Consider the following 23,466-nt stretch of genomic DNA (forward strand, 5'->3'; position numbering starts at 1 on the left):
GGTGGTGGCGGCATGTCGGGAGGCGGTGGTGCCTCCGGGAGCTGGTGATGAGGCTGCTGAAACATCTGTTCCCGCCATCGGTACGGCGCTGGTTCCCGGCCGACAGCATGCAGCGCATCGCCGAGGCGATCGCCGAGGGCGAAAGCCGCCATCGCGGCGAAGTGATGTTCGCGGTCGAAGCCGACTTGCCGTTGCCGTTGCTGTGGCGTGGAGTGCAGGCCAGGCAACGGGCCGAGCATGCCTTCGCCCGCCTGCGGACCTGGGATACCGAAGCCAACAACGGTGTGCTGCTGTATCTGCTGCTGGCTGATCACCGGATTGAAATCGTCGCCGACCGCGGGCTGCGCGATCGGGTGACACCCGATCATTGGCAGGCGGTGTGCCGGCAGATTGAACTGGACATGCGCGCGGGCCAGCCGGAAACCGCCATCGTCAGCGGCATCGGTGCCATCTCGACGCTGCTGGCGACGCATTTCCCCCAGGACGGCAGCCAGCCGGATGAAGATGAACTGCCCAACCTGCCGCATGTGTTGTAGCGCTATTCGGACAGCGCTGCCGCGGCTGGGGCAAAATAGAACGCTTATCCAACCCGGGCCCGGCACTGCCAGATGATTTACCTACACCAGATCGACCCCGTCCTGTTTTCGTTGGGCCCGCTCAAGCTGCACTGGTATGGATTGACCTACCTGGCCGGCTTCATCGCCGCCTGGTGGCTGGGCAAGCGACGGGTCGAGGCGGGCCGCCTGCCCGGCGTCGATGCCAACGGGTTCTCGGATCTGCTGTTCTACAGCATGCTCGGCGTAGTGCTGGGTGGCCGCCTGGGTTACATCCTGTTCTATGACCTGCCGACCTATATCGCCCATCCGCTGGCGGTGTTCCGGGTCTGGGAAGGCGGCATGAGTTTCCACGGCGGCCTGCTCGGCGTGCTGGTCGCCGGTGCCTGGTGGTCGCGCAAGCAGCGCATGCACTTCTTCGACACGGTCGATTTCGTCGCCCCGCTGGTCCCGGCCGGGCTGGGTTTTGGCCGCCTGGGCAACTTCATCAACGGCGAATTGTGGGGCAAGTACACCGGCGCCAACTGGGGCGTGGTGTTCCCCAGCGATCCGCAGTTCGCCGGCTGGACCCAGGCGCAGCTGCAGAGCGAATACGCCAAGGGTGCACTGGATGCCTTCGCCCGCCATCCTTCGCAGCTGTACCAGGCCGCGCTGGAAGGGCTGACGATGTTCCTGGTGCTGTGGCTGTATTCGCGCAAGCCGCGCCCGCGCTATGCGGTCTCGGGCCTGTTCGCCCTGTTGTACGGCGTGTTCCGCTTCGTGGTCGAGTTCGTGCGTGTGCCCGATGCCCAGGTCGGCTATCTGTATGGCGGCTGGTTGACCGAGGGCCAGCTGCTGAGCGTACCGCTGGTGTTGCTGGGCATCTTCCTGCTGTGGTGCTCGCGTCGCGCACCGACCCTGCAACCGGCAGCGCCGGCGGAGAAGCAGGGATGAAAGCCTATCTGGATCTGTTGCGGCACGTGCTGGAACACGGCAGCGAAAAATCCGATCGCACCGGCACCGGCACCCGCAGCGTATTCGGCTGGCAGATGCGCTTCGACCTGAATGCCGGTTTCCCGCTGGTCACCACCAAGAAGCTGCACCTGCGTTCGATCATCCATGAGCTGCTGTGGTTCCTGCAGGGCGATACCAACATTGCCTACCTGAAAGACAACAAGGTCAGCATCTGGGACGAATGGGCCGATGAAAACGGCGACCTCGGTCCGGTCTACGGCAAGCAATGGCGACACTGGGCCACGGCCGATGGTGGCGAGGTGGACCAGATGCGCTGGGTCGTCGACGAGATCAAGCGCAACCCGGATTCGCGTCGCCTGCTGGTCTCGGCCTGGAACGTCGCCGAACTGCCGCAGATGGCCTTGATGCCCTGCCACAGCCTGTTCCAGTTCTACGTGGTCGACGGCAAGCTCAGCTGCCAGCTGTACCAGCGCAGTGGCGACATTTTCCTCGGCATTCCCTTCAATATCGCCAGCTACGCGCTGCTGACCCATATGGTGGCGCAGGCGACCGGGCTGGGGGTAGGCGATTTCGTGCATACGCTGGGCGATGCCCATCTGTACTCCAATCATTACCAGCAGGCGCGCGAACAGTTGAGCCGGGAGCCGCGGCCTTTGCCGACCTTGAAGTTGAACCCGGCGGTCACCGACTTGTTTGCCTTCCGCTATGACGACATCGCCATCGAAGGCTACGACCCGGCGCCGGCAATCAAAGCGCCGGTAGCGGTCTGATGGCATTGCGCATCTCACTGATCGTTGCCGTCGACCAGGCCAATGCCATCGGCAAGGGCAACGCCTTGCCCTGGCATCTGCCCGATGATTTGAGGCGGTTCAAGGCGTTGACCCTGGGCAAGCCGCTGTTGATGGGGCGCAGGACCGCCGAATCGCTGGGCCGCGCCTTGCCCGGTCGCCTCAATCTGGTGTTGACCCGCAGCGGGCAGGTACCGTTTGCCGGCATGCAGGCAGTGGGCTCGTTGCAACAGGCCATCGATCAGGCCCAGGCCAGTGGTGCCGACGAACTGTGCGTGATCGGGGGCGGTGACATCTTCACGCTGGCCTTGCCGCTGGCCGAGGTGTTGTACCTGACCCTGGTCGATACCCGGGTCGAAGGCGCGGACGCGTTCTTCCCCGATTTCGATCTGGGCCAATGGACGCTGGTCGACAGCCAATCGCATCCGATCGACGAGCGCCATGCATTGGCGTTCGAATATCGCGACTACGTGCGCAAGCGCGGTTAGGGACGGGCTTTCCGGCCGGTCATGCCGGTGGCGGATCAGCGGAGCAAGCTCCGCTCTACGATTTGATCAACTGGCGTCGCGGCCGGGTACCTGGACCAGATTGAGATCGTCGCTGTCCAGTTGCAGCGCGGTCAGCTTGCCGCCCCAGACCGCGCCGGTATCGATTACGTGCACGCCGTGGCCAATCATCAGGCCCAGGGTCGACCAGTGCCCACAGACGATTTTCAGGTCGCGGTCGGCACGGCCGGGTACTTCGTACCACGGGTACAGGCCTTGCGCCTGTTTGCCCGGCGCGCCTTTCTCCTCGACCGCCATGCGTCCGCGCGGGGTGCAGTAACGCATCCGGGTCAGGATGTTGATGATCGCGCGGGCGCGGTCATAGCCGGCCAGGTGCGGTCCCCAGTTCGGCTTGTCCCCGTACATGTTGCGGAACAGCTTGCGGTAGTTGTTGCCGTGCAACTGGGCTTCAACTTCGCGCGCGTGTTTTTCCGCCAGCGTGGTGGTCCACTTCGGTGACAGGCCGGCATGGAACATCATCCAGCCCAGCTCGCGGTCGCTGTGGACCAGTTTCTGCATGCGCAGCCAGTCCAGCAGTGTGCGTGCGTCGTCGGCCATCACCACCCGGCGCAGATCCTCGTTGACCTTGCGTTGTTCGTCGGGGCTGCGCTCGCCTACCGCCAGCAACGACAGGTCGTGGTTGCCGAGCACCACCACCGACTGCTCGCGCAAAGAATGCACCAGCCGCAGCGTTTCCAGCGACTGGCCGCCGCGGTTGACCAGATCGCCGCAGAACCACAGGCGATCCACGGCAGGGTCGAAACGGATCCTGTCCAGCAGGCGCCGGGTGACGTCGTAGCATCCCTGCAGGTCGCCAATCGCCCAGACCGCCATCAGTGAAGCGTCCGCGGCATGGACAGGGTGAAGGCGGCAATCGGTGCATCGAAGCGGGTGCCGTCATCGGCCAGCATGTCGTAGTGGCCGCGCATCACGCCGACATCGGTCTCCAGGATCGCGCCCGAGGTGTAGCGGAAATCATCACCCGGGGCCAGCCAGGGTTGTTCGCCAATGACGCCTTCGCCGACGACTTCCTCGACTTTGCCATTGGCATCGGTGATCACCCAGTGGCGGCCGAGCAGGCGCGCCGGCACCTGGCCACGGTTGTGGATGCGGATGGTGTACGCGAACACGAAACGCCCTTTTTCCGGCTCGGACTGCTCGTCCAGGAAACGGGTGACCACGTCCACGTCGATGGCATAGTCGACATTACTCATGGCGACAGTTTAGAGCGTGTGATGTAGTTTTTGGTGAGCGCGACGTCGATGGCCCTCAGCTGCTACCGGCCCGCGGCCGGGCATCATTCGCTGTGGGTACTGGCCAGCAGATTGGCAAGGGCGATGAAACCGACCACTTCGATCTGCTCGGCGCGGGCATCCGGGCGCAGCCCGGCCGCTTCAATCTGCGCGCTGTCGCAGACGGTCGACAGTGCGTTGCGTAACGTCTTGCGCCGCTGGCCAAAGGCCGCGCGGACCACGTTGGCGAAATGCCGGTGATCACGTACCGCGATTTCAGCGGGCGGCAACGGCTGCAGCCGCACCACCGCCGAGTCGACCTTGGGCGGTGGCCGGAATGCTTCCGGCGGCACCACGAACAGCGGGGTCACCGTGCAGTAGGCCTGCAGCATCACCCCGAGACGGCCATAGACCTTGCTGCCGGGTCCGGCAGCCATGCGGTCGACCACTTCCTTCTGCAGCATGAAGACCATGTCCTCGATGCTGGCGGCGTGGTCGAGCGCATGGAACAGGATCGGCGAGGACAGGTTGTAGGGCAGGTTGCCGACCAGGCGCAGCTTGCCGCCATCGGCCAGCGCGGTGAAATCCACCGACAACACGTCGCGGTGGATGATCTGCAAGGCGCCGATGGCCTGTGCGGCATGGGTCAGGGGTTCGATCAGGTCGCGGTCGAACTCGATGGCGGTCAGCTTGCCGTGTTTTTTCAGCAACGGAAAGGTGATCGCCCCTTGGCCAGGGCCGATCTCCACCAGCCGGTCGCCGGGTTTGGGATTGACCGCCATGACGATGCGCTCGATGTAACCGGCGTCGGTCAGGAAGTGCTGGCCAAGATTCTTCTTGGCCGGTGCGGAGAAGCGCGCGTGGGAACCGGAGGCGGATGTCATGCGTGCAGTTTACGTTGTGCGGCGAAACGTGCGCAGTGGCTGACCGCGGCGAACAGGCTGGCCGGATCGGCAAGCCCCTTGCCGGCCAGTTCCAGCGCGGTGCCATGATCCACCGCCACCCGCGGATAGGGCAGGCCGAGGGTGATGTTGACCGCCTGTTCAAAACCGCTGTACTTGAGCACTGGCAGGCCCTGATCGTGGTACATCGCCACGACGGCGTCGAAGCCGCGCAGTTTTTGCGGCAGGAAGGCGGTGTCGGCGGGCAGCGGCCCGACCAGGTGCCTGCCCTGCGTGCGCAGCTGGCGCATGACCGGTTCGATGACGTTGATTTCCTCGTCGCCGAGGATCCCGGCTTCACCGGCATGCGGATTCAGGCCGAGCACGGCGATGACCGGCTCGGCGATGCCGAAATCCTGCTGCAATGCGCGCCGGGTGATCTCCAGCACTTGTTGCAGCTGGTGCGCTGTAATCGCATCGGCCACCGCGCGCAGCGGCAGATGGGTGGTCACCAGGGCCACGCGGACGATGTCGTTGGCCAGCATCATCACCACCGGACACCGGGCCCGCTCGGCCAGCAGCTCGGTGGTGCCGGTGTAGGGGATGCCGCCGGCGTTGATCGCGGCCTTGTGCACCGGGCCGGTAACCAGTCCGTCGAATTCGCCACCCAGGCAGGCATCGGCGCCATTGGCCAGGGCCTGGATCACGGCCGCGGCATTGTCTGGCGATGGCTGCCCGAATGTCGTGGCAACCCGGTTGCGGATTGGACGGCAGCGCAGCTCGCCGGGCTGATGCGCGGGCTGATCCTCAGCCAGCAACTGCAGTGGCAATCCCAGCTGGCCGGCCGCGGCACGCAGTGTATCGGGATCGGCAAACGCGACCAGTTGGCAGTCCTGGCGCGGCTGTTGTGCCAGCCGCACGCAGAGTTCGGGACCGATGCCCGCCGGTTCGCCCGGGACCAGTACAAGCCGGGGCTGGCGGGTCATCGCAGCTGCGCTCAGCCGCCGGGGGTGGTGGCCGGGGCAGTCGCCGGTGCCGGTTGCGCGGCTTCTTCGCTACGCACGCTGACGTAGGCTTCGCCACGCATTTCCTGCAGGAAGCGGTTGTACTCGTCTTCCAGCTTGCGGCGACCAATGGTCTCGCGGACCTGGGCGCGCTGGTTGGCGTCGGTGACGTTGCTCTGGCGGGTCGCTTCGCGCTGCACGATGTGCCAGCCGGCGTCAGTCCGGAACGGTGCGGTGACCTGGCCATCGCCGACGCTGGCGACCTGCTTGCCGAAATCGGCGCCGAAGGCGTCGGCCGGGAACCAGCCCAGCTCGCCACCCTGTTCGCGGGTGTTGGCGTCGTCGGAGGATTCCCTGGCGACTTCGGCAAAGTCGGCGCCGCCGGCGATGCGTGCGCGCAGGGTCTCGATCTTGGCTTTGGCGGTCGCGTCGTCGGTGTTTTCGTCGACGCGGGCCAGGATGTGGCGGGCCTGGTACTCGGTGACCAGGGACTGGCCGGCCTGGGCGGCATCGCGCACTTCCACCAGCTTCAGCAACTGGAAGCCGCTGCCGCCACGGATCGGGCCGACCACCTGGCCAGGCGACATGGTCTTCAGCATGTCAACGAATGCACTGGGGATTTCGTCCAGGCTGCGCCAGCCCAGATCGCCGCCTTCCAGCGCGTTGGGGCTGTCGGAATAACGTACCGCTGCGGCGTTGAAATCCATTTCGCCCTTGTCCAGCAGGGCTTTTACACCATCGATCTTCTGCTGGCCGGTGGCGATCTGTTCGGCGGTGGCGCCGTCCGGCAAGGCGACCAGGATGTGCGCCAGATGGTACTGGGCACCGGCATTGGCGGCGCTGGACAGGGCTGCATCGACTTCGGCCTCGCTGACCTGCACCCGGCTCTGGGCAAAGCTCTGGCGCAGGCGCTGTACGGTGATTTCCTCGCGCAACGAATTGCGGAAGTCATCGAAGGAAATGCCATCGGCGGCCAGGCGCGTGCGCAGGCCATCGACGGTAGTGCCATTCTGCTCGGCGACGCTGGCAACGGCGCGGTTGACTTCCTCGTCGCTGACCCGGATGCCGTTGCTGGCGGCACGCGCCACCTGCAGCTTGACCAGCACCAGCCGCTCCATGACCTGCCGCTCCAGCACGTTGCGCGGCGGCAACTGGCCCGGATTGCTGGCGTACTGCGAGATCACGTTGTTGACCGCGCGATCCAGCTCGCTTTGCAGGATGACATCCTCATCCACCACCGCGGCGATGCGGTCAAGCGGTTGCAGGGTCTGGGCCAGCAGCGGCTGGGCGGTCATCGCCAGCGCAAGCAGGCCGGCGGCCAGGGAACGGAACGCAAAAGGTTTCATAGATTCATGTCCGGAACATCGTAAATGTCGTCGTCCGGGTCAACCGTCGTATTGCTCGGTGGGACGAGATAGAGGTCGTCTCGGTAATAGCCGAGAATACCACGGCGCAGGGTGCGCTCCGTATTCTGGCCGGCCGAGCCCAGGCCCTTCAGGACGAACTCGACCTGGAAGGAATTGTTCATTTCACCCTCGCGGTTGCGCACGTAGCGGCGCACCAGCGCGCGTACCGCCAGGCAGCAGCTGTCCCACTGCACGCCGGCAATGCCTTCCAGCAGTTTGTTGTCGTCGTCAGGGGTCTTGCCACTGAAGGAATAATAGTAGCGGCCGACCACGCTCCACGACGGGGTGATCGGATACAGGAACGAGAAGTCGCCCTGCTCGAACTGCTCGTAACGACGGCGATAGCTCAGGTTGACCACGCCGTCGCTGCCAACCAGGTAGCGCGCGCGCACACTGGCAAGATCTTCGCGATGATATTTGGGGTCATACTGGTAGGCGGCGCCGATGGTCCAGCGATCACTGGGCGCCCAGTTGGCATCGGCGACCCACGCCGACTTGCCTTTTTCAATCGGCGATTCCCCATCCAGAGTGACGCGGCTGTCCTCGAAATAGGTGATCTGACCAATGCTGGCCGACAATCGTTCGAAACCATCCGATTCGCGCAGGAAGCGGGTGCTCAGCGCCAGCGTCAGCTGGTTGGCATCGGCCTGGCGATCAGCGCTGGTGTAGCGGTTGTCGCGGAACATCTGGCCCCAGCTGTAGGTGAAGGCGCGGGTGTCGAAGACTGGTATCGCGCTCTGGTCTCGGTAAGGCACGTTGAGATAGAACAGCCGCGGCTCCAGCGTATGCAGGTACGAGGTACCGCCAAACTTGGTTTCACGATCGAAGAACAGGCCGGCATCGAGCGAGCCGATTGGCATGTTGCGGCTGGGCGACTCGTCGCGCAGGCGGGCGACCAGTTCCGGAGTCACCGAGCCGCCGTTTTCCGCCACGTATCGATTCGCACTGATGAGGGCCCGCTGGTCGGCCAGTTCCGGGTCCAACCGGTAGCTGGTCTGGCGCCAGGCCAGCGTCGGGGTCACGAACCACGACGCGCCCTGCAACGGCATCGAAATATACGGTTTGATATCGATGCGGCTGCCGTCGTCCCTTTCGTTGTGCTGGAAGTTGACCGCTTCGGCGTAGACTCCGGCCTTGAGCCAAGGACCGAATGGACGATCCCAGTTGGCGTACAGGCGTGGCAAGCGGTTGTACGGCAGGCTGAGTTCGCTGGTGGTGTAATCGGTCAACTGCCAGGTGTCGGCCATGATCCCGGCGGTCCAGCCCAGGCCGTTGCCATACAGGCCAATGGTGCTGGTGGTGCTGGTGGTAGCCAGGCCGGCGATCGAGTTGCCGAAATCCTCGGTGTAGCGGGGATCGCTGAGCCAGGTCAGGTTGGCGCGCGCCTGCCAGTGCTCGTCGAGGTTGTGGTAGCCGGAATAACGCAGCATGCCGCGGCTGTCGCCGGGATCGGGCGTGTTTGCCAGTTTGTTGGGGGTGGGCGGATTGCTGCCGTCGGCAAAATCGTTCCAGTGCTCCTGCAGCAGATCATCGCTGGGCATGTAGTTGCCTTCGATGATGCCGCGCCCGCCCCGGTACATGTAACGGAATTCCGCGCCCAGCGAGGTGCCGCGCTCGCTCATGTAGCGCGGCGACAACGTGGCATCGTAATTGGGTGCCAGATTGAGGTAGATCGGTTGCTCGTAGTCGAAGCCGTTGCGACCGGACAGACCGATGGCCGGGTACAGCAGGCCGGTATGGCGGCGGTCGTCGATCGGGAACTTCACCCACGGCACGAACATGATCGGCACGTTGCCGAGGCGAATGGTCGAGGCACGGGCCACGCCCCAGCCGGTATCGGTATTGACCTCGATGCGGCGCGCACGCAGCTCCCACCAGCGGTCGTCGGGATCGCAGGTCGAGTAGGTCGAATGGTACATATTGCCTTCCGGACCATTCATCTCGATGCGGTCGGCGCCACCGTTGCCGCGCCGCGACACCAACTGGTAACGGACGTTGTCGATCTGGTGGTTGTCCTGGTCCTGGTTGCCTCGCGCCGATTCGGCGATCAGGCGGATGCCCGAGTCCTGGTAGCGCACGTTGCCGTCGGCGACATAGGTGTTGTCTTCCTGGTTGAACGCCAGGTTGTCGGCACCGAGGAACTGGTCGCCGCGGCGCAGGGCCACGTTGCCCTGGTATTCCAGGTTGTCCCTGTTACCACCCATGTGATCGCCGTCAATCGTGGTCGCCTGTTCGGCGCGGGCTTCGCGCTGCTCCATCGGCGTGCCGTTCTCGGGGTCCGGCTCGGCGGTGCCGGCAAAGGCCGGGATCGGCTCGTTGATCGGGCACAGCGCCCAGCTCTCGGGCTTGTCATCGGCCAATGCCGGCAGGCACAGGGCGATGCTGAGGGGGAGTGGCAACAGGCGGAGGGCTGGATGCACGCGGTACCGGGCTCTGGGGGAGTTCATCGGGAAAAACGGCCGTTAGCTTGCCGTATCCCATGCATCCGGGCAATGAAATTCAGGGGAAAGCGTCGGTTAAGATTCATGCAGGCCGGGCTCCGGGCGACCTCTGGCGTGCACGGCAGCAAGCTCCCTGCGGCGTCGCGGCAGCCCTTGCGCGCCGCGACCGGAGGCCTCGCTGTGACACGTCGGTGCCGGTGATGCCGAGGCGGTAACGCGCCCCGGCTAACAAAGCGCTTCCACATGGGCGACGCTGGATTCGCGCAGTGCATCCAGATCGTAGCCACCCTCCAGCATCGATACGATCCGGCCGCGGGCATGGCGGTCGGCAATCTGCCGCAGGCGCCGGGTCAGCCAGCTGTAATCACTGGTTTCCAGCATCAGGTCGGCCTGTGGGTCGCGCATGTGGGCGTCGAAGCCGGCGGAAACCAGCAGCAATTGCGGCCGGAAGTCGTCCAGCACCGGCAGCAGCGTGTCTTCCCAGGTGTTCTGGAAGCGGAAACCACCGGTCCCGGGCGGCAGCAGCGCGTTGTGGATGTTGCCGACGCCGCGTTCGTAGACGCTGCCACTGTTCGGGTACAGCCCGGACTGGTGGCTGCTGAAATAGGCCACCCGCGGTTCATCGTAGAAAATGGCCTGGCTGCCGTTGCCGTGGTGGACGTCGAAATCGATGATCGCCACCCGCTCCAGCCCATGCTTGTCCAGCGCATGCGCGGCGGCGATGGCGATGTTGTTGAACAGGCAGAAGCCCATCGCCGCGTCGGCGGTGGCATGGTGGCCGGGGGGGCGTACCGCGCAGAAGGCGGTATCGGTATCGCCGTTGATGACCGCGTCGACCGCGGCCAGGCCGGCGCCGGCCGCATGCAGGGCGGCGCTGCGCGAGCCGGCGGAAATCACCGTGTCCGGGTCGAGCATGCGGTAGCCGTCGAAATCCGCGGCCATCACGCTGTCAATCAGTTCGCTGTTGTGGACCCGCCGCAGATCACCCAGTTTGGCCAGCGGCGCCTCACGCCACTGCAGCTCCGGCAATGCCTGGCGCAGGCCTTGCAACACCGTCTCCAGCCGCGCGCGACGCTCCGGATGGTCCGGGCCCGGGTCGTGTTCCAGACAGGCGGGATGGGTGAAGACGATCACGGGCCGGCGTGCCTGCGCTCAGCCATGCCGGCGCTGGTGATTCCACAGTACTTCACCCTGGCCATCGGCCCGGGCCAGCACGCGGGCGAGCACGAACAGCAGATCCGACAGCCGGTTCAGATAGCGCACCGCCTGCGGCCGGATGTCCTCGACCCGGGCCAGGGCGATGGTTTCGCGTTCGGCACGGCGGACGATGGTCCGCGCCAGATGGCAACGGGCCGCGGCTTCGCCGCCGGCCGGCAGGATGAAATCCTTCAGCGCCGGCAATGGGTCGTTGTAATGATCCAGGCGTGCTTCCAAGGCGCTGACGTCGTCGTCACTGATGGCCGCATGGCCGGGGATGCACAGCTCGCCGCCGAGGTCGAACAACTGGTGCTGGACCGTGGTCAACAGATCGCGGACGTCGGCCGGCACCGACGGCGCCGCCAACACCACGCCAATTGCTGAATTGGCTTCGTCCACCGTGCCATAGGCATTGACCCGCAGCGAGTCCTTGCCGACCCGGCTGCCATCGCCCAGTCCGGTGCTGCCGTCGTCACCGGTACGGGTGTAGATTTTGGAAAGGCGATTGCCCATTCAACGGCACCTGCTCAAGCGCGTATTCGGCGGCTCAGTGAATCAGGCACGCGCCTTGTGGGCGGCCATCAGCTGGGCAATCTGCTGCACGCCGACATGCGCCAGCAGGGCCAGGCCGACATAGATGGCGGTGACCATCAGGTAGCCGGACGAGCCGACGCTGGGCTGCGGCAGCAGCCAGTCGGTGTAGTTCTTGAACCAGCCGGCCACGGTTGGCTGGCTGACCACGTCGCTGATCCAGTAGAAGCTGCCCTGGCTCAGCAGCTGGCAGACGGCGACCGAGCCGACCAGGCTGGCAACCAGCACGCCCAGCGAACGGCCATCGTGCTGGCGGCTGTAATGCTTGCGGGTCAGCATGCCGCCGTACCACAGCGCGAAATAGGCCGGGACCAGGAACCAGTACGCCGGCGAGGTGCAGTAATGCGCCCAGAAATTCATCCCCTGGCCGCGAATGACGATGTAATCGACCAGTACCGCCAGCGCCATCAATGCCGGGAACGCCCAGCGGCTCCAGCTGCGCAGGTAGAAGCCGCCGATGAAGAAGGCCGCCCACGAGGCATCCGGGATGGGACCGAAGTGGGTCAGCGAGGCGGGCAGGTGCAGGCGGGTGGCCGCCAGCAGCAGGGCAACAAGGGCGAAGATGATCGCGCGCTGGGTATTGTTGTTCATTTGGGAACGGTTCCGGAGACTCAGGCCGACATTCTAGCGGACGCCGCGATGCTGCGGGTTGGCACGGGCCGCCGTCGGCACCTGGCATGTCCGCGTCGGCCGGGGCAGTCGGTATCATGACGGCATGACACAAGCGTACGAGTCGGCCGGGCAGGCTGCGGATCACACCGCGAGCCAGCAGGCCGCAACCCATCACGATGTAGTGATCGTCGGCGGCGGCCTGGTCGGCGCCAGCCTGGCGATTGCCCTGCAAGACCTGCCCCTGGATGTCGCCCTGGTCGAAGCCACCCCGGCGGGCGAAATGCCGGCGGTGTTCGACCAGCGCAACCTGAGCTTCGCCGCCGCCACCGTCAACGCGCTGACCGCGCTGGGGGTGATGCAGCGGCTGCAGGCGCCAGTGGGGCCGATTCGGCGCATCCACATCAGCCGGCAAGGCGACTTTGGCCGGGTCAGGCTGGACGCCAGCCAGTACCAGCGCGAATTTTTCGGCCAGGTGGTGGTGGCACGTGACTTTGGCGAGGCGCTGGAATCACGGTTGCAGCAGTTGCCACGACTGACCCGTTACCGGCCGGCGCGATTCGTTGGCCTGGGCGGGAGTAAGGTGCAGCAGCGCAGCATTCGCATCATCGACGCACAAGGTGAGCGCCAACTGGCGTGTCGCCTGCTGGTCGCCGCCGACGGCGCCCACAGCACGGTGCGTGAGGCATTGGCCATCCAGAGCCAGGTGCACGACTATCAGCAGACCTTGTTCGTCGCCCGCATGCGCGCCGAACAGGCCCCGGACGGCACTGCCTACGAGCGTTTCACCGCGACCGGCCCGACCGCGCTGCTGCCACGTGGCGATCGCCATTTCGGCGTCGTCCATGGGGTCGCCAATGACCACGCAGATGCGGTGGCGGCGCTCGACGAAGCCGGCTGGCTGGCGCGCATCCAGGCCGCCTTCGGTTGGCGGGTCGGTCGCTTCATCGCCAGCGGCGAACGCAGCCGCTATCCGATCGTGCGCCTGGTCGCCGAGCGCCTGACCGACAGCCGTGCCGTGCTGCTCGGCAATGCCGCGCAGACCATCCATCCGATCGGCGCGCAGGGGTTCAACCTCGGTCTGCGCGACGCGCTGACCCTGGCCGAGCTGCTGGCCCAAAACCTTGCCGATGTCGGCGCTGCGCCAATGCTGGCGCACTACGCACGGCGACGCCATGAAGATCGCCAGCGCACGCTGGCGTTTTCTGACGGGCTGGCCCGGATCACCGCCAATGACGCGCTGTTGCTGTCGCCGCTGCGCGGCCTGGGCCTGGTTGCCGCCGACGCATCTGCCTCGCTGCAGTCCTATCTGGTCGGCGGCGCGATGGGTTTTCGCGGCGACGTGCCGGCACTGTGCCGGGAGGTGAACGCATGAACCGGCGCATGCAGCAGGATGTTCTGGTGGTTGGCGGCGGCGTGGTCGGTGCTACCTGCGCTCTGGCGTTGGCCCAACGCGGTCTGGCCGTCAGCTTGATTGAAGCCGGGCCGCCTCCGCACTGGTCGGCCAGCGAGCCGGACTTGCGGGTCTATGCATTCGCGCCCGACAACGCCGCTCTGCTGGATTCGCTGTCGGTATGGCAACCTGTACTGCAGCGGCGTGCGCAGGCCTACCGGCGGATGCGGGTGTGGGATGCCGCTGGCGGTGATGCACTGGAATTCGATGCCGACGCACTCGGCCGTGCGCAACTGGGCTGGATTGTCGAGAACAACCTGCTGGCCGAACGGCTGTGGGCGGCACTGGACGCGGCCGGCGTCAGCGTGCATGCCGGCAGCGCGGTCGAGGAAATGGAACAGGATGTCGATGATGTCCGCCTGCGGCTGGGCGATGGTTCGCGGCTGCAAGGCAGGCTGCTGGTCGCGGCCGATGGCGCACAGTCGCGCCTGCGTGCTCAACTCGGGCTGTCGGTGCAGGCACACGACTACGCGCAACGTGGTCTGGTGGCGTTCGTAGCCACCGCCCAGCCGCACCAGCACACCGCCTGGCAGCGCTTCCTGCCGAGTGGACCGCTGGCCTTGCTGCCGTTTACCGAAGGCCGCAGTTCCATCGTCTGGACCTTGCCCAGCGCCGAAGCCGAGCGCCTGCTGGCGGTGGACGATAGTCATTTCAATGATGCGCTGACCCGCGCCTTCGGCGGTCGGCTCGGCGACATGCAGCTGCTGTCGCCGCGCGCGGCATTTCCGCTGCGCCGGCAGTTGGCCGACGATTATCTGTGCGGGCGCACGCTGTTGATCGGCGATGCCGCCCACGTCGTGCATCCGCTGGCCGGCCAGGGCGTCAACCTCGGCCTGCGCGATGTCGCCGCGTTGTGCGCGCTGGTCGACGATGCCGGCAAACGCGGTAAGGACTGGGCATCGCCGCATCGTCTGCAGCGCTGGTCGCGGCAACGCCGCAGCGAGGTCGCCACCGCCGCCTATGCCTTCGATGGCATCAACCGGCTGTTCTCCAACGACGAGATGCATACCAGCCTGCTGCGTGGCCCGTTGCTCGGTCTGGCCGGCAAGCTGCCGCCCCTGGTCAACCTGCTATGGCGCAAAGCCGCTGGCAGCTGATGACGCCTGTAAATCCGATTCGCTCCCCCGCCTGTAGAGCGGAGCTCGCTCCGCTGCTGCTTGAACCATCTACTCCTCAAATCATCATCCCGGTAGCAAACTCACTCCATTCCGATTGGATCACCGCCAGCGAACCCGGGCCTCAGCAACCAACCGCCCAGTAGCCAGCACCATCACGGAATGAAAGGGAACACGATTTTCAGCAGTCCCTTCAAGCCACCCTCGGCGGTGCTGGCGATGGCCTTGGCACCGAGGTTGTTGAGTGCACTGCGCACATCGGCCCAGCGCAGCTTGGCGACATCCTTCTGCAGCAGATCCGCCACCTCCTCGGAAGCTGGAGCGAGTTTCTTCAGCGCCTGGGTAACTGCTTCCGGATCCGGTTGCAGGTATCCCCAGCGCTCGGCAATCGCCAGCAGGGTGTCGAAGCGGACCGCCACCACGTCGCGATTGCGTTCGTAGACCGGCAGCGCGCCGACATCGATGATCGCCTGCTCGAACTGTTGCTGGTCGTCGGGATGCTCGATGCGCACGGCCAGGAACCCTTCCTTGCGGCTGCGTTCGCTGACATGCTTTGCGCCACTGCGCAGGTTGGCTTCGGTCAGTACGTTGGCGACGATCCGCTGCAGTGCCGCGTCGCCTTCCTCGGGCACCAGCGCCCGCCAGCGTGCGTAGCCATCGCGGCGCAGGGCCTTGACCCTGGCCGGGGTGATCCGCAGCTTCGAGGCAACGACATGGTTGGACTCATTGCGCGACACCGCGCCATCGCGCTCCAGCAACACAAACAGCAGCAGCTCCATGTCGCGCTTGGTCAGTGACTGGAAGCCCTGCAGCAATGCCAGGCGCAGGAATTCGTTGCCGAACGCGGCCGGATCATGGAGTTCGATGGCTTGCATTGCTGGTTCCTCCCTACAGGCTGCCATGATGCCCGCCGCCGGTAGCGCAGGCTGAGACCGTCACCGCGGTTCAGGGTAAACCGGCTTCCCGCCCCGGGGTGTCGCTGCGGAACATCTCGATCGCGCCACGGTCCTGCATGGTCACGTAGACATCACGCCCGTCGGCGCCGCCGAAGGCCACATTGGTCGGCTTGCGTCCTTTCAGCTCAACCTGCCGCAACAGGCTGCCATCGGGTGACAGGATGGCCACCGTGCCGGCCCCATAGCGGGCGACATACAGATTGCCCTTGACGTCGCTGCGCATTCCGTCCAGGCCGTGGTCGGCGAACTGGATCAGCAGCCTGCGCGACACAATCCGCCCGTCATGACCCAGACTGAAATCCCAGATTCGCCGCTGCACGCTTTCGTTGACGTACAGATGCTTGCCATCGGGACTGACCTCGATGCCGTTGGTGGTGCCCATGTCGCCGACCAGCAGCTCGGCCAATCCATTCTTGCCGATGTGCCAGACCTGGCCGCTGTCGTTGGCCCAGTCCGGATCGCTGGCATACCAGTCGCCGTTCGGCGCGCGGGCAATGTCGTTGGGCTGGTGCGCGTCCGGCAGGGCGACGAAGGTGCTGACCGAAGCATTCGCCGGATCCACCCGCAGGATCGCGTGACCGGCGTAATCGGCGACATACATCAGCCCGTCTTCGGCAAAGCGGATGCCATTGCCGATGCGGCCGGCCGGCAACCGCGCGAACAACTGCGCCTGGCCATTGCCGGCTGCATCCGTGGCGACCCGCCCGATGGTGCCATTGCCGCCCATATTGACGACGTACAACGCACCATCCGGCCCCACCGCCGGCCCCTCGATACCGTCAGTGAACACGCCATCCCCGACATAGTCCCGCGCGCTGTACAGCGGCCCCTCCGGCTGCACTGGAGCATGGTTACAGGCGCTCAATGCCATCAGCGGCAACAACACGGCACTGCTCTTGAGGGCTAACCACCCAGCCGGCTTCATTGGTCGTTTCCTCATTGCAGCAACCCGAACACTGCTACCAGAACCGCCACTACCGCCAGCGTCAGTGACACCACGGTCAGCTGCTGGGCGCGGTGCAGGCGTTGTTCGAGCTTTTCGCTGGCGGTCTGCAGGACTTCGATGGTCTTCTGCATGTCGGTGGCCAGCAGTTTGATGGCGTCGGCGTTCTGGGTCGCGGCGTTCTGCAGTTCGGCGATCTGCTCGTCGACGACATCCAGGCGCTGGGCCTGTGAGTTGTCGGTCAGGGTGGCCGGTTTGCGGGTGAAGATGGGCCGGGCCAGGCGGACGATTTCCGGCAGGTAGGGGGCGACGACGGTGATCCAGCTTGCGGCCATGGCAGCCTCCTTGGCTATGTCAGCGGGTGCTTGAAGTGGTGGCGAAGACGGTGATTTCCTCGCGGTCGTGGTACAGCTGCTTGGCGCGGATATCGAGCCGGCGGCCAGCCTGTTGTTCGAACAGGTCCAGGCACAGTGCGGTTTCGTCCCAGCGCTTTTTCATCGGCAGCTTGAGGTTGAAGACGGCATGCCGGCACCAGCCTTCGCGGAACCAGGTGGCCATCCGTTCGGCGACCCGTCGTGGTTGCTCGACCATGTCGCAGACCATCCAGTCCAGCGGTTTTTCCGGTTTCCAGTGAAAGCCGTCGGCGCGCAGGTGTTCGACCAGGCCGGTATCCATCACGTGCTGTCGCAACGGACCGTTGTCGATGCTGCTGACGCGCAGATGCTGGCGGGTCAGTACCCAGGTCCAGCCGCCGGGCGCGGCGCCAAGGTCGGCGGCGGTCATGCCAGCCTTCAGCAGCTGTTCGCGTTGCTGGCCATCGAGCAGGCTCAGCAGCGCCTCTTCCAGCTTGAGCGCTGACCGCGACGGCGCGTCGGGCAGCAATTTGAGCCGTGGAATGCCCAACGGCCACGGTGCGCCATCGCCGGCCTCGTTGCGACCGACAAAGGCATGCTGGCCATCGACAAACACCACGTGCAACCGCGGCAGGCGCGGGTTTTCCCTGGCGCTGAGCAAGCCCTGCCTGCGCAAAGCCGGGCGCAGGGCGTTGGCGAAACTGCGGGCCAGTCCCGCCAGAGGTTTGGCGGCATCCGAATCCGGATGTTCGACCCAGACCTCGCCATAGGCGGGGCGCCGCTCCGCTTCCGTGGTGCCGGTGACGGCGGGCGGGTGATAGTGATGCAGCAGCTGGACAATGGGGCTGATCCGGTCGCTGGGGTCCAGGCCCTTCAGTTCACCCAGCAATTGCATTTTCTGGCGGGCGAAAATCAGATCCCGCCAGGGCAGGGCATGGTTGAGCGCGGCGCTGTCGTCGGCCACCAGCACCACGTAACCGCTGTTGCGTTCGGTCCGCGCATAGCCCGGATAACCGACCTTTGCCGCGCGCGTGCTCAGTTCGGCTGCCAGCTCTGGTTCGAAGCCCTGGCGGCAATAGGCCAGCAACCCCGCCATCGAGGGGCTCGATGAGGCGGGCACGGGCGAGGCGGGCGTGGAACGGGAGGAGTCGGTCATGAGAAGTGGCCTGGTGGTGGCCGATTGTCGCATGTGCCCGCCGTGCTGCCGGCCGCGTCCGGTGCTGGCGCGGGTGGTTCAGTAGCGTTCGCCGCCGCCTTCGCCGTAGATGCGCAATACCGCGCATGCGGCATCACGGTTGATATCGCGGACCACTTCGATGCCACGCTTGTTGAGTTCGCCGATCCAGTCCTGCGGCAGCGGGCCTTCATCGAATTCGGTCAGCGCCATCACGTCTTCCGCGCGGGCGCCGATCAGCAGGCGGTCGATGCCGGCCCAGATGGTCGCGCCGTAGCATTGGCAACAGGGTTGCGACGAGGTCGCCAGCGTTATCGGCGCCAGCAGGTCATTCAGGCGTGGCGTCTGCAGTCGCTGCTGGGCCAGCATGTAGGCCATGTTCTCGGCGTGCGCCAGCGAGCAGGTGTGTGGCATGACCCGGTTGACGCCCAGCGCGATGACGGTGTGCTGCGGCCCGAACACGACCGCACCGAACGGCCCGCCGCTAGCGGCCTCGACATTGCGCCGCGACAGCTCGATGGCCAGGCCGACCTTGTCCTCGTCACTGGCAAATACCGCGTCGCTGGCGACCAGTTCATGGGTCCAGGCGGGCAGGGTCAGGTGTACCTGGGCTTTCAACATCACTGCTCCAACGGAATGATGCGGCGCCCGCCGCCCTGTCCGCCATCGCTGCTGGCGCATTTGCCGGCGTTGCACTGGCAGCTTTCGATGGCCGGAAAACCACACACGCCCATCATGCCCTTGGCCTGGCACTGGGCCTTGACCGCTTCCGGATCGACCGGCGTGTCCTTGCCGACGCAGGCCGGGTAATAGCCGCAGCAATTGCCGACATTCTTGATTTCGCAATCGGCATCGACCTTGCATTCGGCGCCAGCACTGATGGTGTCGGCGACTGCCGGCGTTGAAGCAGGTGGTTCAGCCGCCGTGACCGGTATCGTCGCCGTTGACGAAGCCGATGCGGCAGCCGCCTGTGCAGTGCCCGACGAGGCCGGTGCCGCGCACGCGGTCAACATCGCCAACAACGCCATCACCAGCAGGACTGCCAGCGCTCGCAGCTCAGTAAAGTTCCTGTTCCTCATGGGGCAGCTCCTCGTCTAGGTGCAGCCACGGCAGGCGGCTGTCGTACCAGATGTGTCGGTTGGCGGGATGGCGCGCAGCGTCATCCAGGGTCGCCACGGTGATGTCGATGGTGTCCGCGGCCCGTTGCGTGTATAGAGCGAGCTGGGCACCACAGCCAGCACAGAAGTAGCGGGTGGTGTGTGTGCTCGACGCGAACGTGCGCGGTGTTCCGTGGATCCATTGCACGGCGGCCAGCGGCACCGTGACCCAGGTGGTGACGATGCCGCCGCTGGCCTTGCGGCACATGCGGCAATGGCAATGGGCGATGTCCTCCAGCGCGGCGGAGATGCGGTAACGCAGCTGGCCGCACAGGCAGCCGCCCTGGTGCGCATCCTGCTGCGGACCGGTCGCCATTACTGCGATGTCGCCCAGGTATCGCGCAGGCCGACGCTGCGGTTGAACACCGGCTTGGCCACGGTGTGGTCGCGGCGGTCGGCGACAAAATAGCCAGTGCGTTCGAACTGGAAAGAGGTTTCCGGTTCGGCCTCGGCGGCGGCCGGTTCGACATAGCCATGCGCGGTCTGCCGCGATTGCGGATTGAGGTAATCGCGATAGGTCCGGCCTTCGGATTCGTCATCCGGATCAGCCACCGAGAACAGACGGTCATACAGACGGAATTCCGCCGCCACGCCGTGGCGCGCGCTGACCCAGTGGATGGTGCCCTTGACCTTGCGGTTGGCGCCTTCCATGCCGGGCCGGGATTCCGGATCCAGCCAGCATCGCAGCTCGACCACTTCTCCGGCGTCGTTCTTGATCACCTCATCGCAGCGGATGATGCCGGCGCCACGCAGGCGCACTTCGCCGCCGGGAATCAAACGCTTGAAGCCCTTGGGCGGCACTTCGGCGAAGTCGTCCTGATCGATCCACAGCTCGCGGGCAAACGGAATACGGCGCTGGCCGAAGCTCTCGTCCTTGGGATGATTGGAAAACTCCAGCGTCTCTTCGTGCCCCTCGGGCAGGTTGGCCAGCACCAGCTTCAGCGGGTTGATCACCGCCATCCGTCGCGGCGCCGCCGCGTCCAGGGTTTCACGCAATGCGCCTTCCAGCACGCTGAAATCGATCAGCGAATTCTGCTTGCTGATGCCGATGCGCTCGACGAAAAGGCGCATCGCCGCCGGCGTGTAACCACGCCGGCGCAGGCCCTGCAGGGTTGGCATGCGCGGGTCGTCCCAACCGTCGACCAGTTGTTCGGTGACCAGCGCCATCAGCTTGCGCTTGCTCATCACCGTGTAATTGATGTTGAGGCGCGAGAATTCGATCTGCCGCGGCTTGCCGGCTTCCAGCGGCAGGCCCTTGTCGGTCAGCGGCTTGAGCAGCAGCGGATGGGCGGCGAAATCGACGTTGTCCACGCACCAGTCGTACAGCGGGCGATGGTCTTCGAACTCCAGCGTGCACAACGAGTGGGTGATGCCCTCGACCGCATCGCCCAGCGCATGGGCGAAGTCGTACATCGGATAGATCGGCCAGGTGTTGCCGGTGTTCTGGTGCTCGACGTGCTTGATGCGGTACAGCGCCGGGTCGCGCAGGTTGATGTTGCCACTGGCCATGTCGATCCTGGCGCGTAGTGTGTGCGAGGCATCCGCGAACTCGCCCGCGCGCATGCGCCGGAACAGATCCAGGTTTTCCTCGACGCTGCGATCCCGGTACGGCGAGTTGCGACCGGGTTCGGTCAGGGTGCCGCGATATTCGCGGATCTGTTCCGGGCTGAGGTCGCAGACGAATGCCTTGCCGTCCTTGATCAGTTTTTCGGCGGCCTGGTAATAAGCCTCGAAATAGTCCGATGCATGGCGCAGTTCATTCCACTCAAAGCCGAGCCAGCGCACATCGTCCTGGATTGCGGCCACGTATTCGGGGTCTTCGCGGGCCGGGTTGGTGTCGTCGAAGCGCAGGTTACAGACGCCAGCAAATTCACCGGCCAGGCCGAAGTTGAGGCAGATCGACTTGGCGTGGCCAATGTGAAGATAGCCGTTGGGTTCGGGCGGAAACCGGGTCTTGATGCGGGCGTGCTTGCCGCTGGACAGGTCGTCACGGACGATCTGGCGGATGAAATCGCGCTTTTCCGGAGAAGTGTCGGCGGCTGCGGGCGAAGCGGGGGTATCGGACATGCGGGCGGTTTTCGGGCGCGGATAGAGCGACAGTTTAGCCGAGCAGGCGTGGCCGCAGGACCCGCCGGCCCGCGCCGCGCCACGACAAGCTGTCTGCGGTGTTCATCTGTGTGTTGCCTGCGCCGGTTGCCGCCGTATGCTGCGGGTATCCCCCGATGGAAGACGCCATGCAGACTGCCTACAACGCCCAGAACCTGATCGACGCGCACCTGGTCAAGCATGCGCTGGAAGCCGCCGGCATCCCGGTGTACATCTCCGGCGAGTCACTGCTCGGCGGCGGCGGCGAGCTGCCGTTGTTCGGCGTGTTGCGGGTTTGCGTGCCGGAAGCGGCACTGGCCCAGGCCCAGCAGATCATCACCGCGCTGGATCTGGGCGGGGCCAGTGACGAGGACGCGCCGGACGAGGACGGCCCGGGCGGCAGCGATATCCTGCCGGCCTGATGGGCCGTACGCGCCGGTCACGGCTGACCGGCGAGTGCTTACTTGCCGAGCTTTTCCGCCAGCGTCTGCCGCAGTCCATTCAAATCCTTGGCAAAGGCTTCGATGCCGGTGGCCAGTTTTTCCTTGGCCATCGGATCGGCTTCGATGGCAGCGGCGAACGATTCGGCGGTGACCGCTTCAGCATGATTGGCCTGGGCAGCGCCGGGGCTGAGCTTGCGCGGCAGATCGCCGTGGTCGGCGGCCAGCTTTTCCAGCAGGTCCGGTGAAATCGTCAGCCGGTCGCAACCGGCCAGGGCTTCGATCTGCGCGGTGGAGCGGAACGAAGCGCCCATCACCACGGTCGGCGAGCCACGGCGCTTGAATTCATCGTAGACGCCGCGGACGAATTTGACCCCCGGGTCCTCGTCGATGCTGGCCGGGGTCTGGCCGTGGGCAACATACCAGTCGAGGATGCGGCCGACGAAAGGCGAAATCAGGAAGGCATTGGCTTCGGCGCAGGCAATGGCCTGGGTCTGGTTGAAGATCAGGGTCAGGTTGCAGTCGATGCCATCGGCCTGCAGCTGGCGCGCGGCCTGCACGCCTTCCCAGGTGGCGGCGACCTTGATCAGGACGCGCTCGCGGCCAATCCCGCGCTGCGCGTACATATCGATGAACTTGTGCGCTTTCTTGATGGTGGCGGCGGTGTCGTGGGCCTGGTCGGCATCGACTTCGGTCGACACGCGGCCGGGAATCAACCCGGCCAGGGCAGTGCCCACGCCGATGGTCAGGCGGTCGGCGACTTCGTTGACCAGTTCGCCGGCATCGCCGCTCTGGCCGCGCGCCCAGGCCAGCTCGCGTTCGATCAGCTCGGCGTAGACCGGCAGGTCCAGAGCCTTGCGGACCAGGGTCGGGTTGGTGGTGCAATCCACCGGCTTGAGCCGTTTGATGGCGTCGTAGTCGCCGGTGTCAGCCACCACGACGGACAGTTCACGCAACTGGTCGAGCTTGGAGGGGGAAGCACTCATCGAGGTTCTCGCGGTCCGCAAAAGAGGGGTCGACAGTATGCCCTGTGTCGACCCGCTCCTGCTGCCACGGCGTGGAACGCGCGCTAGCGGTGCAGATCGCCCTGCGATTCAGGCTGGTAGCGGATGCCGGCCACCTGCAGGCGCAGCTGGCGACCGCCAGGTGCAAGCCAGTCGATGCGCTGGCCGATGGCCAGGCCCAGCAGCGCGGTGCCGACCGGTGCCAGCACCGAGACGTGGCCTTTCTCGACGTCGGCCTGGTGCGGATAGACCAGGGTCAGGGCGTGGGTCTGGCCGCTGTGCAGGTCACGGCATTCGATCGTGGATTGCATCGTCACCACGTCCTGCGGCATCTGCTCCGGCGGCAGTACCCGGGCGCGGTTGAGTTCGTCCATCAGCGCCAGTGCGGCGGGGTGGCGGCGCAGGGCCGGTGAGTCAAGCAGGGCATCCAGGCGGGCAAGGTCACGGCTGGAGACGGTGATCGGGGGAAGTGCGGGAAGGGGGCTGGGGGCTACCGCTGATCCGACGGTCGGGTTGGTAGGATGGGGGGCATCGGGTGCTGGGGCGGGCGCGGGGGGGAGGCCGCTGGCGGGGTGGTCTTGGAT

25 protein-coding genes and 1 pseudogene are annotated in these 23,466 nt (G+C 65.6%); 7 read left to right on the top strand and 19 right to left on the bottom strand.

Annotation, left to right across the window (positions count from 1 at the left end):
- The first annotated feature begins 47 nt into the window (after positions 1-47).
- The 4 genes from ABB29_RS02940 (at position 48) to ABB29_RS02955 (ending at position 2,784) form a co-directional block, all read left to right on the top strand.
- On the top strand, positions 48-536 hold the full coding sequence (locus ABB29_RS02940; RefSeq protein ID WP_057657136.1) for a TPM domain-containing protein: 489 nt from the start codon (positions 48-50) through the stop codon (positions 534-536).
- A gap of 72 nt (positions 537-608) precedes the next feature.
- Entirely contained in the window at positions 609-1,487 is an 879-nt protein-coding gene (gene lgt / locus ABB29_RS02945) for a prolipoprotein diacylglyceryl transferase (RefSeq protein WP_057657137.1), read from the top strand.
- Positions 1,484-2,278: a thymidylate synthase gene (locus tag ABB29_RS02950; protein ID WP_057657138.1), complete on the top strand. Its 795-nt coding sequence runs from the start codon at positions 1,484-1,486 to the stop codon at positions 2,276-2,278. Before lgt ends, ABB29_RS02950 begins: the two co-directional genes overlap by 4 nt.
- Positions 2,278-2,784 carry a dihydrofolate reductase gene (locus ABB29_RS02955; protein WP_211260670.1) on the top strand — a complete coding sequence of 169 codons (507 nt, stop codon included), beginning with the start codon at positions 2,278-2,280 and terminating at the stop codon, positions 2,782-2,784. Before ABB29_RS02950 ends, ABB29_RS02955 begins: the two co-directional genes overlap by 1 nt.
- A gap of 75 nt (positions 2,785-2,859) precedes the next feature.
- On the opposite strand, the pseudogene ABB29_RS02960 reads toward ABB29_RS02955, so the two are convergent.
- The 9 genes and pseudogenes from ABB29_RS02960 to ABB29_RS03000 form a co-directional block, all read right to left on the bottom strand.
- Positions 2,860-3,675, bottom strand: a pseudogene (locus tag ABB29_RS02960) (symmetrical bis(5'-nucleosyl)-tetraphosphatase); the annotation flags it as partial.
- Positions 3,675-4,055 carry a Co2+/Mg2+ efflux protein ApaG gene (gene apaG, locus ABB29_RS02965; RefSeq protein ID WP_057657139.1) on the bottom strand — a complete coding sequence of 127 codons (381 nt, stop codon included), beginning with the start codon at positions 4,053-4,055 and terminating at the stop codon, positions 3,675-3,677. The pseudogene ABB29_RS02960 and the gene apaG, both read right to left, overlap by 1 nt.
- 83 nt (positions 4,056-4,138) lie before the next feature.
- A complete protein-coding gene (rsmA, locus tag ABB29_RS02970; protein WP_057657140.1) occupies positions 4,139-4,957 on the bottom strand; it encodes a 16S rRNA (adenine(1518)-N(6)/adenine(1519)-N(6))-dimethyltransferase RsmA in 819 nt (272 codons plus the stop codon).
- Positions 4,954-5,940, bottom strand: a complete 987-nt coding sequence (pdxA, locus tag ABB29_RS02975; protein ID WP_057657141.1) for a 4-hydroxythreonine-4-phosphate dehydrogenase PdxA — start codon at positions 5,938-5,940, stop codon at positions 4,954-4,956. The genes rsmA and pdxA overlap by 4 nt, the downstream gene beginning before the upstream one ends.
- An 11-nt stretch (positions 5,941-5,951) precedes the next feature.
- On the bottom strand, positions 5,952-7,304 hold the full coding sequence (locus ABB29_RS02980) for a peptidylprolyl isomerase (protein WP_057657142.1): 1,353 nt from the start codon (positions 7,302-7,304) through the stop codon (positions 5,952-5,954).
- Positions 7,301-9,811 (bottom strand): LPS assembly protein LptD, encoded by a 2,511-nt coding sequence (gene lptD, locus ABB29_RS02985; protein WP_057657143.1) that lies wholly within the window; start codon positions 9,809-9,811, stop codon positions 7,301-7,303. Before lptD ends, ABB29_RS02980 begins: the two co-directional genes overlap by 4 nt.
- Positions 9,812-10,030: 219 nt before the next feature.
- A complete protein-coding gene (locus tag ABB29_RS02990; RefSeq protein ID WP_057657144.1) occupies positions 10,031-10,939 on the bottom strand; it encodes a histone deacetylase family protein in 909 nt (302 codons plus the stop codon).
- Positions 10,940-10,957: 18 nt separating this feature from the next.
- Entirely contained in the window at positions 10,958-11,515 is a 558-nt protein-coding gene (locus tag ABB29_RS02995) for a cob(I)yrinic acid a,c-diamide adenosyltransferase (RefSeq protein ID WP_057657145.1), read from the bottom strand.
- 42 nt (positions 11,516-11,557) lie between these two features.
- Positions 11,558-12,184 (bottom strand): hypothetical protein, encoded by a 627-nt coding sequence (locus ABB29_RS03000; protein ID WP_057657146.1) that lies wholly within the window; start codon positions 12,182-12,184, stop codon positions 11,558-11,560.
- 124 nt (positions 12,185-12,308) lie between these two features.
- Between ABB29_RS03000 and ubiH the strand changes: the two genes are divergently transcribed.
- Together ubiH and ABB29_RS03010 are read left to right on the top strand one after the other, a co-directional pair.
- Positions 12,309-13,577, top strand: a complete 1,269-nt coding sequence (gene ubiH / locus ABB29_RS03005) for a 2-octaprenyl-6-methoxyphenyl hydroxylase (RefSeq protein WP_083487416.1) — start codon at positions 12,309-12,311, stop codon at positions 13,575-13,577.
- Positions 13,574-14,752: a UbiH/UbiF family hydroxylase gene (locus ABB29_RS03010; protein WP_057657147.1), complete on the top strand. Its 1,179-nt coding sequence runs from the start codon at positions 13,574-13,576 to the stop codon at positions 14,750-14,752. Before ubiH ends, ABB29_RS03010 begins: the two co-directional genes overlap by 4 nt.
- 173 nt (positions 14,753-14,925) lie before the next feature.
- Here the strand turns inward: ABB29_RS03010 and ABB29_RS03015 are convergent, their stop codons facing one another.
- The 8 genes from ABB29_RS03015 to ABB29_RS03050 form a co-directional block, all read right to left on the bottom strand.
- Entirely contained in the window at positions 14,926-15,645 is a 720-nt protein-coding gene (locus tag ABB29_RS03015; RefSeq protein WP_057657148.1) for a hypothetical protein, read from the bottom strand.
- A gap of 70 nt (positions 15,646-15,715) precedes the next feature.
- Entirely contained in the window at positions 15,716-16,651 is a 936-nt protein-coding gene (locus tag ABB29_RS03020) for an SMP-30/gluconolactonase/LRE family protein (protein ID WP_425414720.1), read from the bottom strand.
- An 11-nt stretch (positions 16,652-16,662) separates the two neighbouring features.
- Positions 16,663-17,004, bottom strand: a complete 342-nt coding sequence (locus ABB29_RS03025) for a hypothetical protein (RefSeq protein WP_057657149.1) — start codon at positions 17,002-17,004, stop codon at positions 16,663-16,665.
- A 19-nt stretch (positions 17,005-17,023) separates the two neighbouring features.
- Complete coding sequence (gene rlmM / locus ABB29_RS03030) at positions 17,024-18,118, bottom strand: 23S rRNA (cytidine(2498)-2'-O)-methyltransferase RlmM (protein WP_057657150.1); 1,095 nt, start codon at positions 18,116-18,118, stop codon at positions 17,024-17,026.
- 138 nt (positions 18,119-18,256) lie between these two features.
- On the bottom strand, positions 18,257-18,817 hold the full coding sequence (locus ABB29_RS03035) for a nucleoside deaminase (protein WP_057657151.1): 561 nt from the start codon (positions 18,815-18,817) through the stop codon (positions 18,257-18,259).
- Positions 18,817-19,209 (bottom strand): hypothetical protein, encoded by a 393-nt coding sequence (locus ABB29_RS03040; protein WP_083487420.1) that lies wholly within the window; start codon positions 19,207-19,209, stop codon positions 18,817-18,819. The genes ABB29_RS03035 and ABB29_RS03040 overlap by 1 nt, the downstream gene beginning before the upstream one ends.
- A 43-nt stretch (positions 19,210-19,252) precedes the next feature.
- On the bottom strand, positions 19,253-19,669 hold the full coding sequence (locus tag ABB29_RS03045; RefSeq protein WP_057657152.1) for a GFA family protein: 417 nt from the start codon (positions 19,667-19,669) through the stop codon (positions 19,253-19,255).
- Positions 19,669-21,420: a glutamine--tRNA ligase/YqeY domain fusion protein gene (locus tag ABB29_RS03050; protein WP_057657153.1), complete on the bottom strand. Its 1,752-nt coding sequence runs from the start codon at positions 21,418-21,420 to the stop codon at positions 19,669-19,671. The genes ABB29_RS03045 and ABB29_RS03050 overlap by 1 nt, the downstream gene beginning before the upstream one ends.
- 167 nt (positions 21,421-21,587) lie before the next feature.
- Between ABB29_RS03050 and ABB29_RS03055 the strand changes: the two genes are divergently transcribed.
- Complete coding sequence (locus ABB29_RS03055; protein ID WP_057657160.1) at positions 21,588-21,860, top strand: putative signal transducing protein; 273 nt, start codon at positions 21,588-21,590, stop codon at positions 21,858-21,860.
- Between the two features lie 38 nt (positions 21,861-21,898).
- On the opposite strand, the gene ABB29_RS03060 is transcribed toward ABB29_RS03055, so the two are convergent.
- A complete protein-coding gene (locus ABB29_RS03060; protein WP_057657154.1) occupies positions 21,899-22,864 on the bottom strand; it encodes a transaldolase in 966 nt (321 codons plus the stop codon).
- Positions 22,865-22,947: 83 nt separating this feature from the next.
- Entirely contained in the window at positions 22,948-23,343 is a 396-nt protein-coding gene (gene rnk, locus ABB29_RS03065) for a nucleoside diphosphate kinase regulator (RefSeq protein ID WP_057657155.1), read from the bottom strand.
- Positions 23,344-23,466: the final 123 nt, after the last annotated feature.

Origin of the sequence: Pseudoxanthomonas dokdonensis (assembly GCF_001431405.1) — a bacterium.
Lineage (GTDB): Bacteria > Pseudomonadota > Gammaproteobacteria > Xanthomonadales > Xanthomonadaceae > Pseudoxanthomonas_A > Pseudoxanthomonas_A dokdonensis.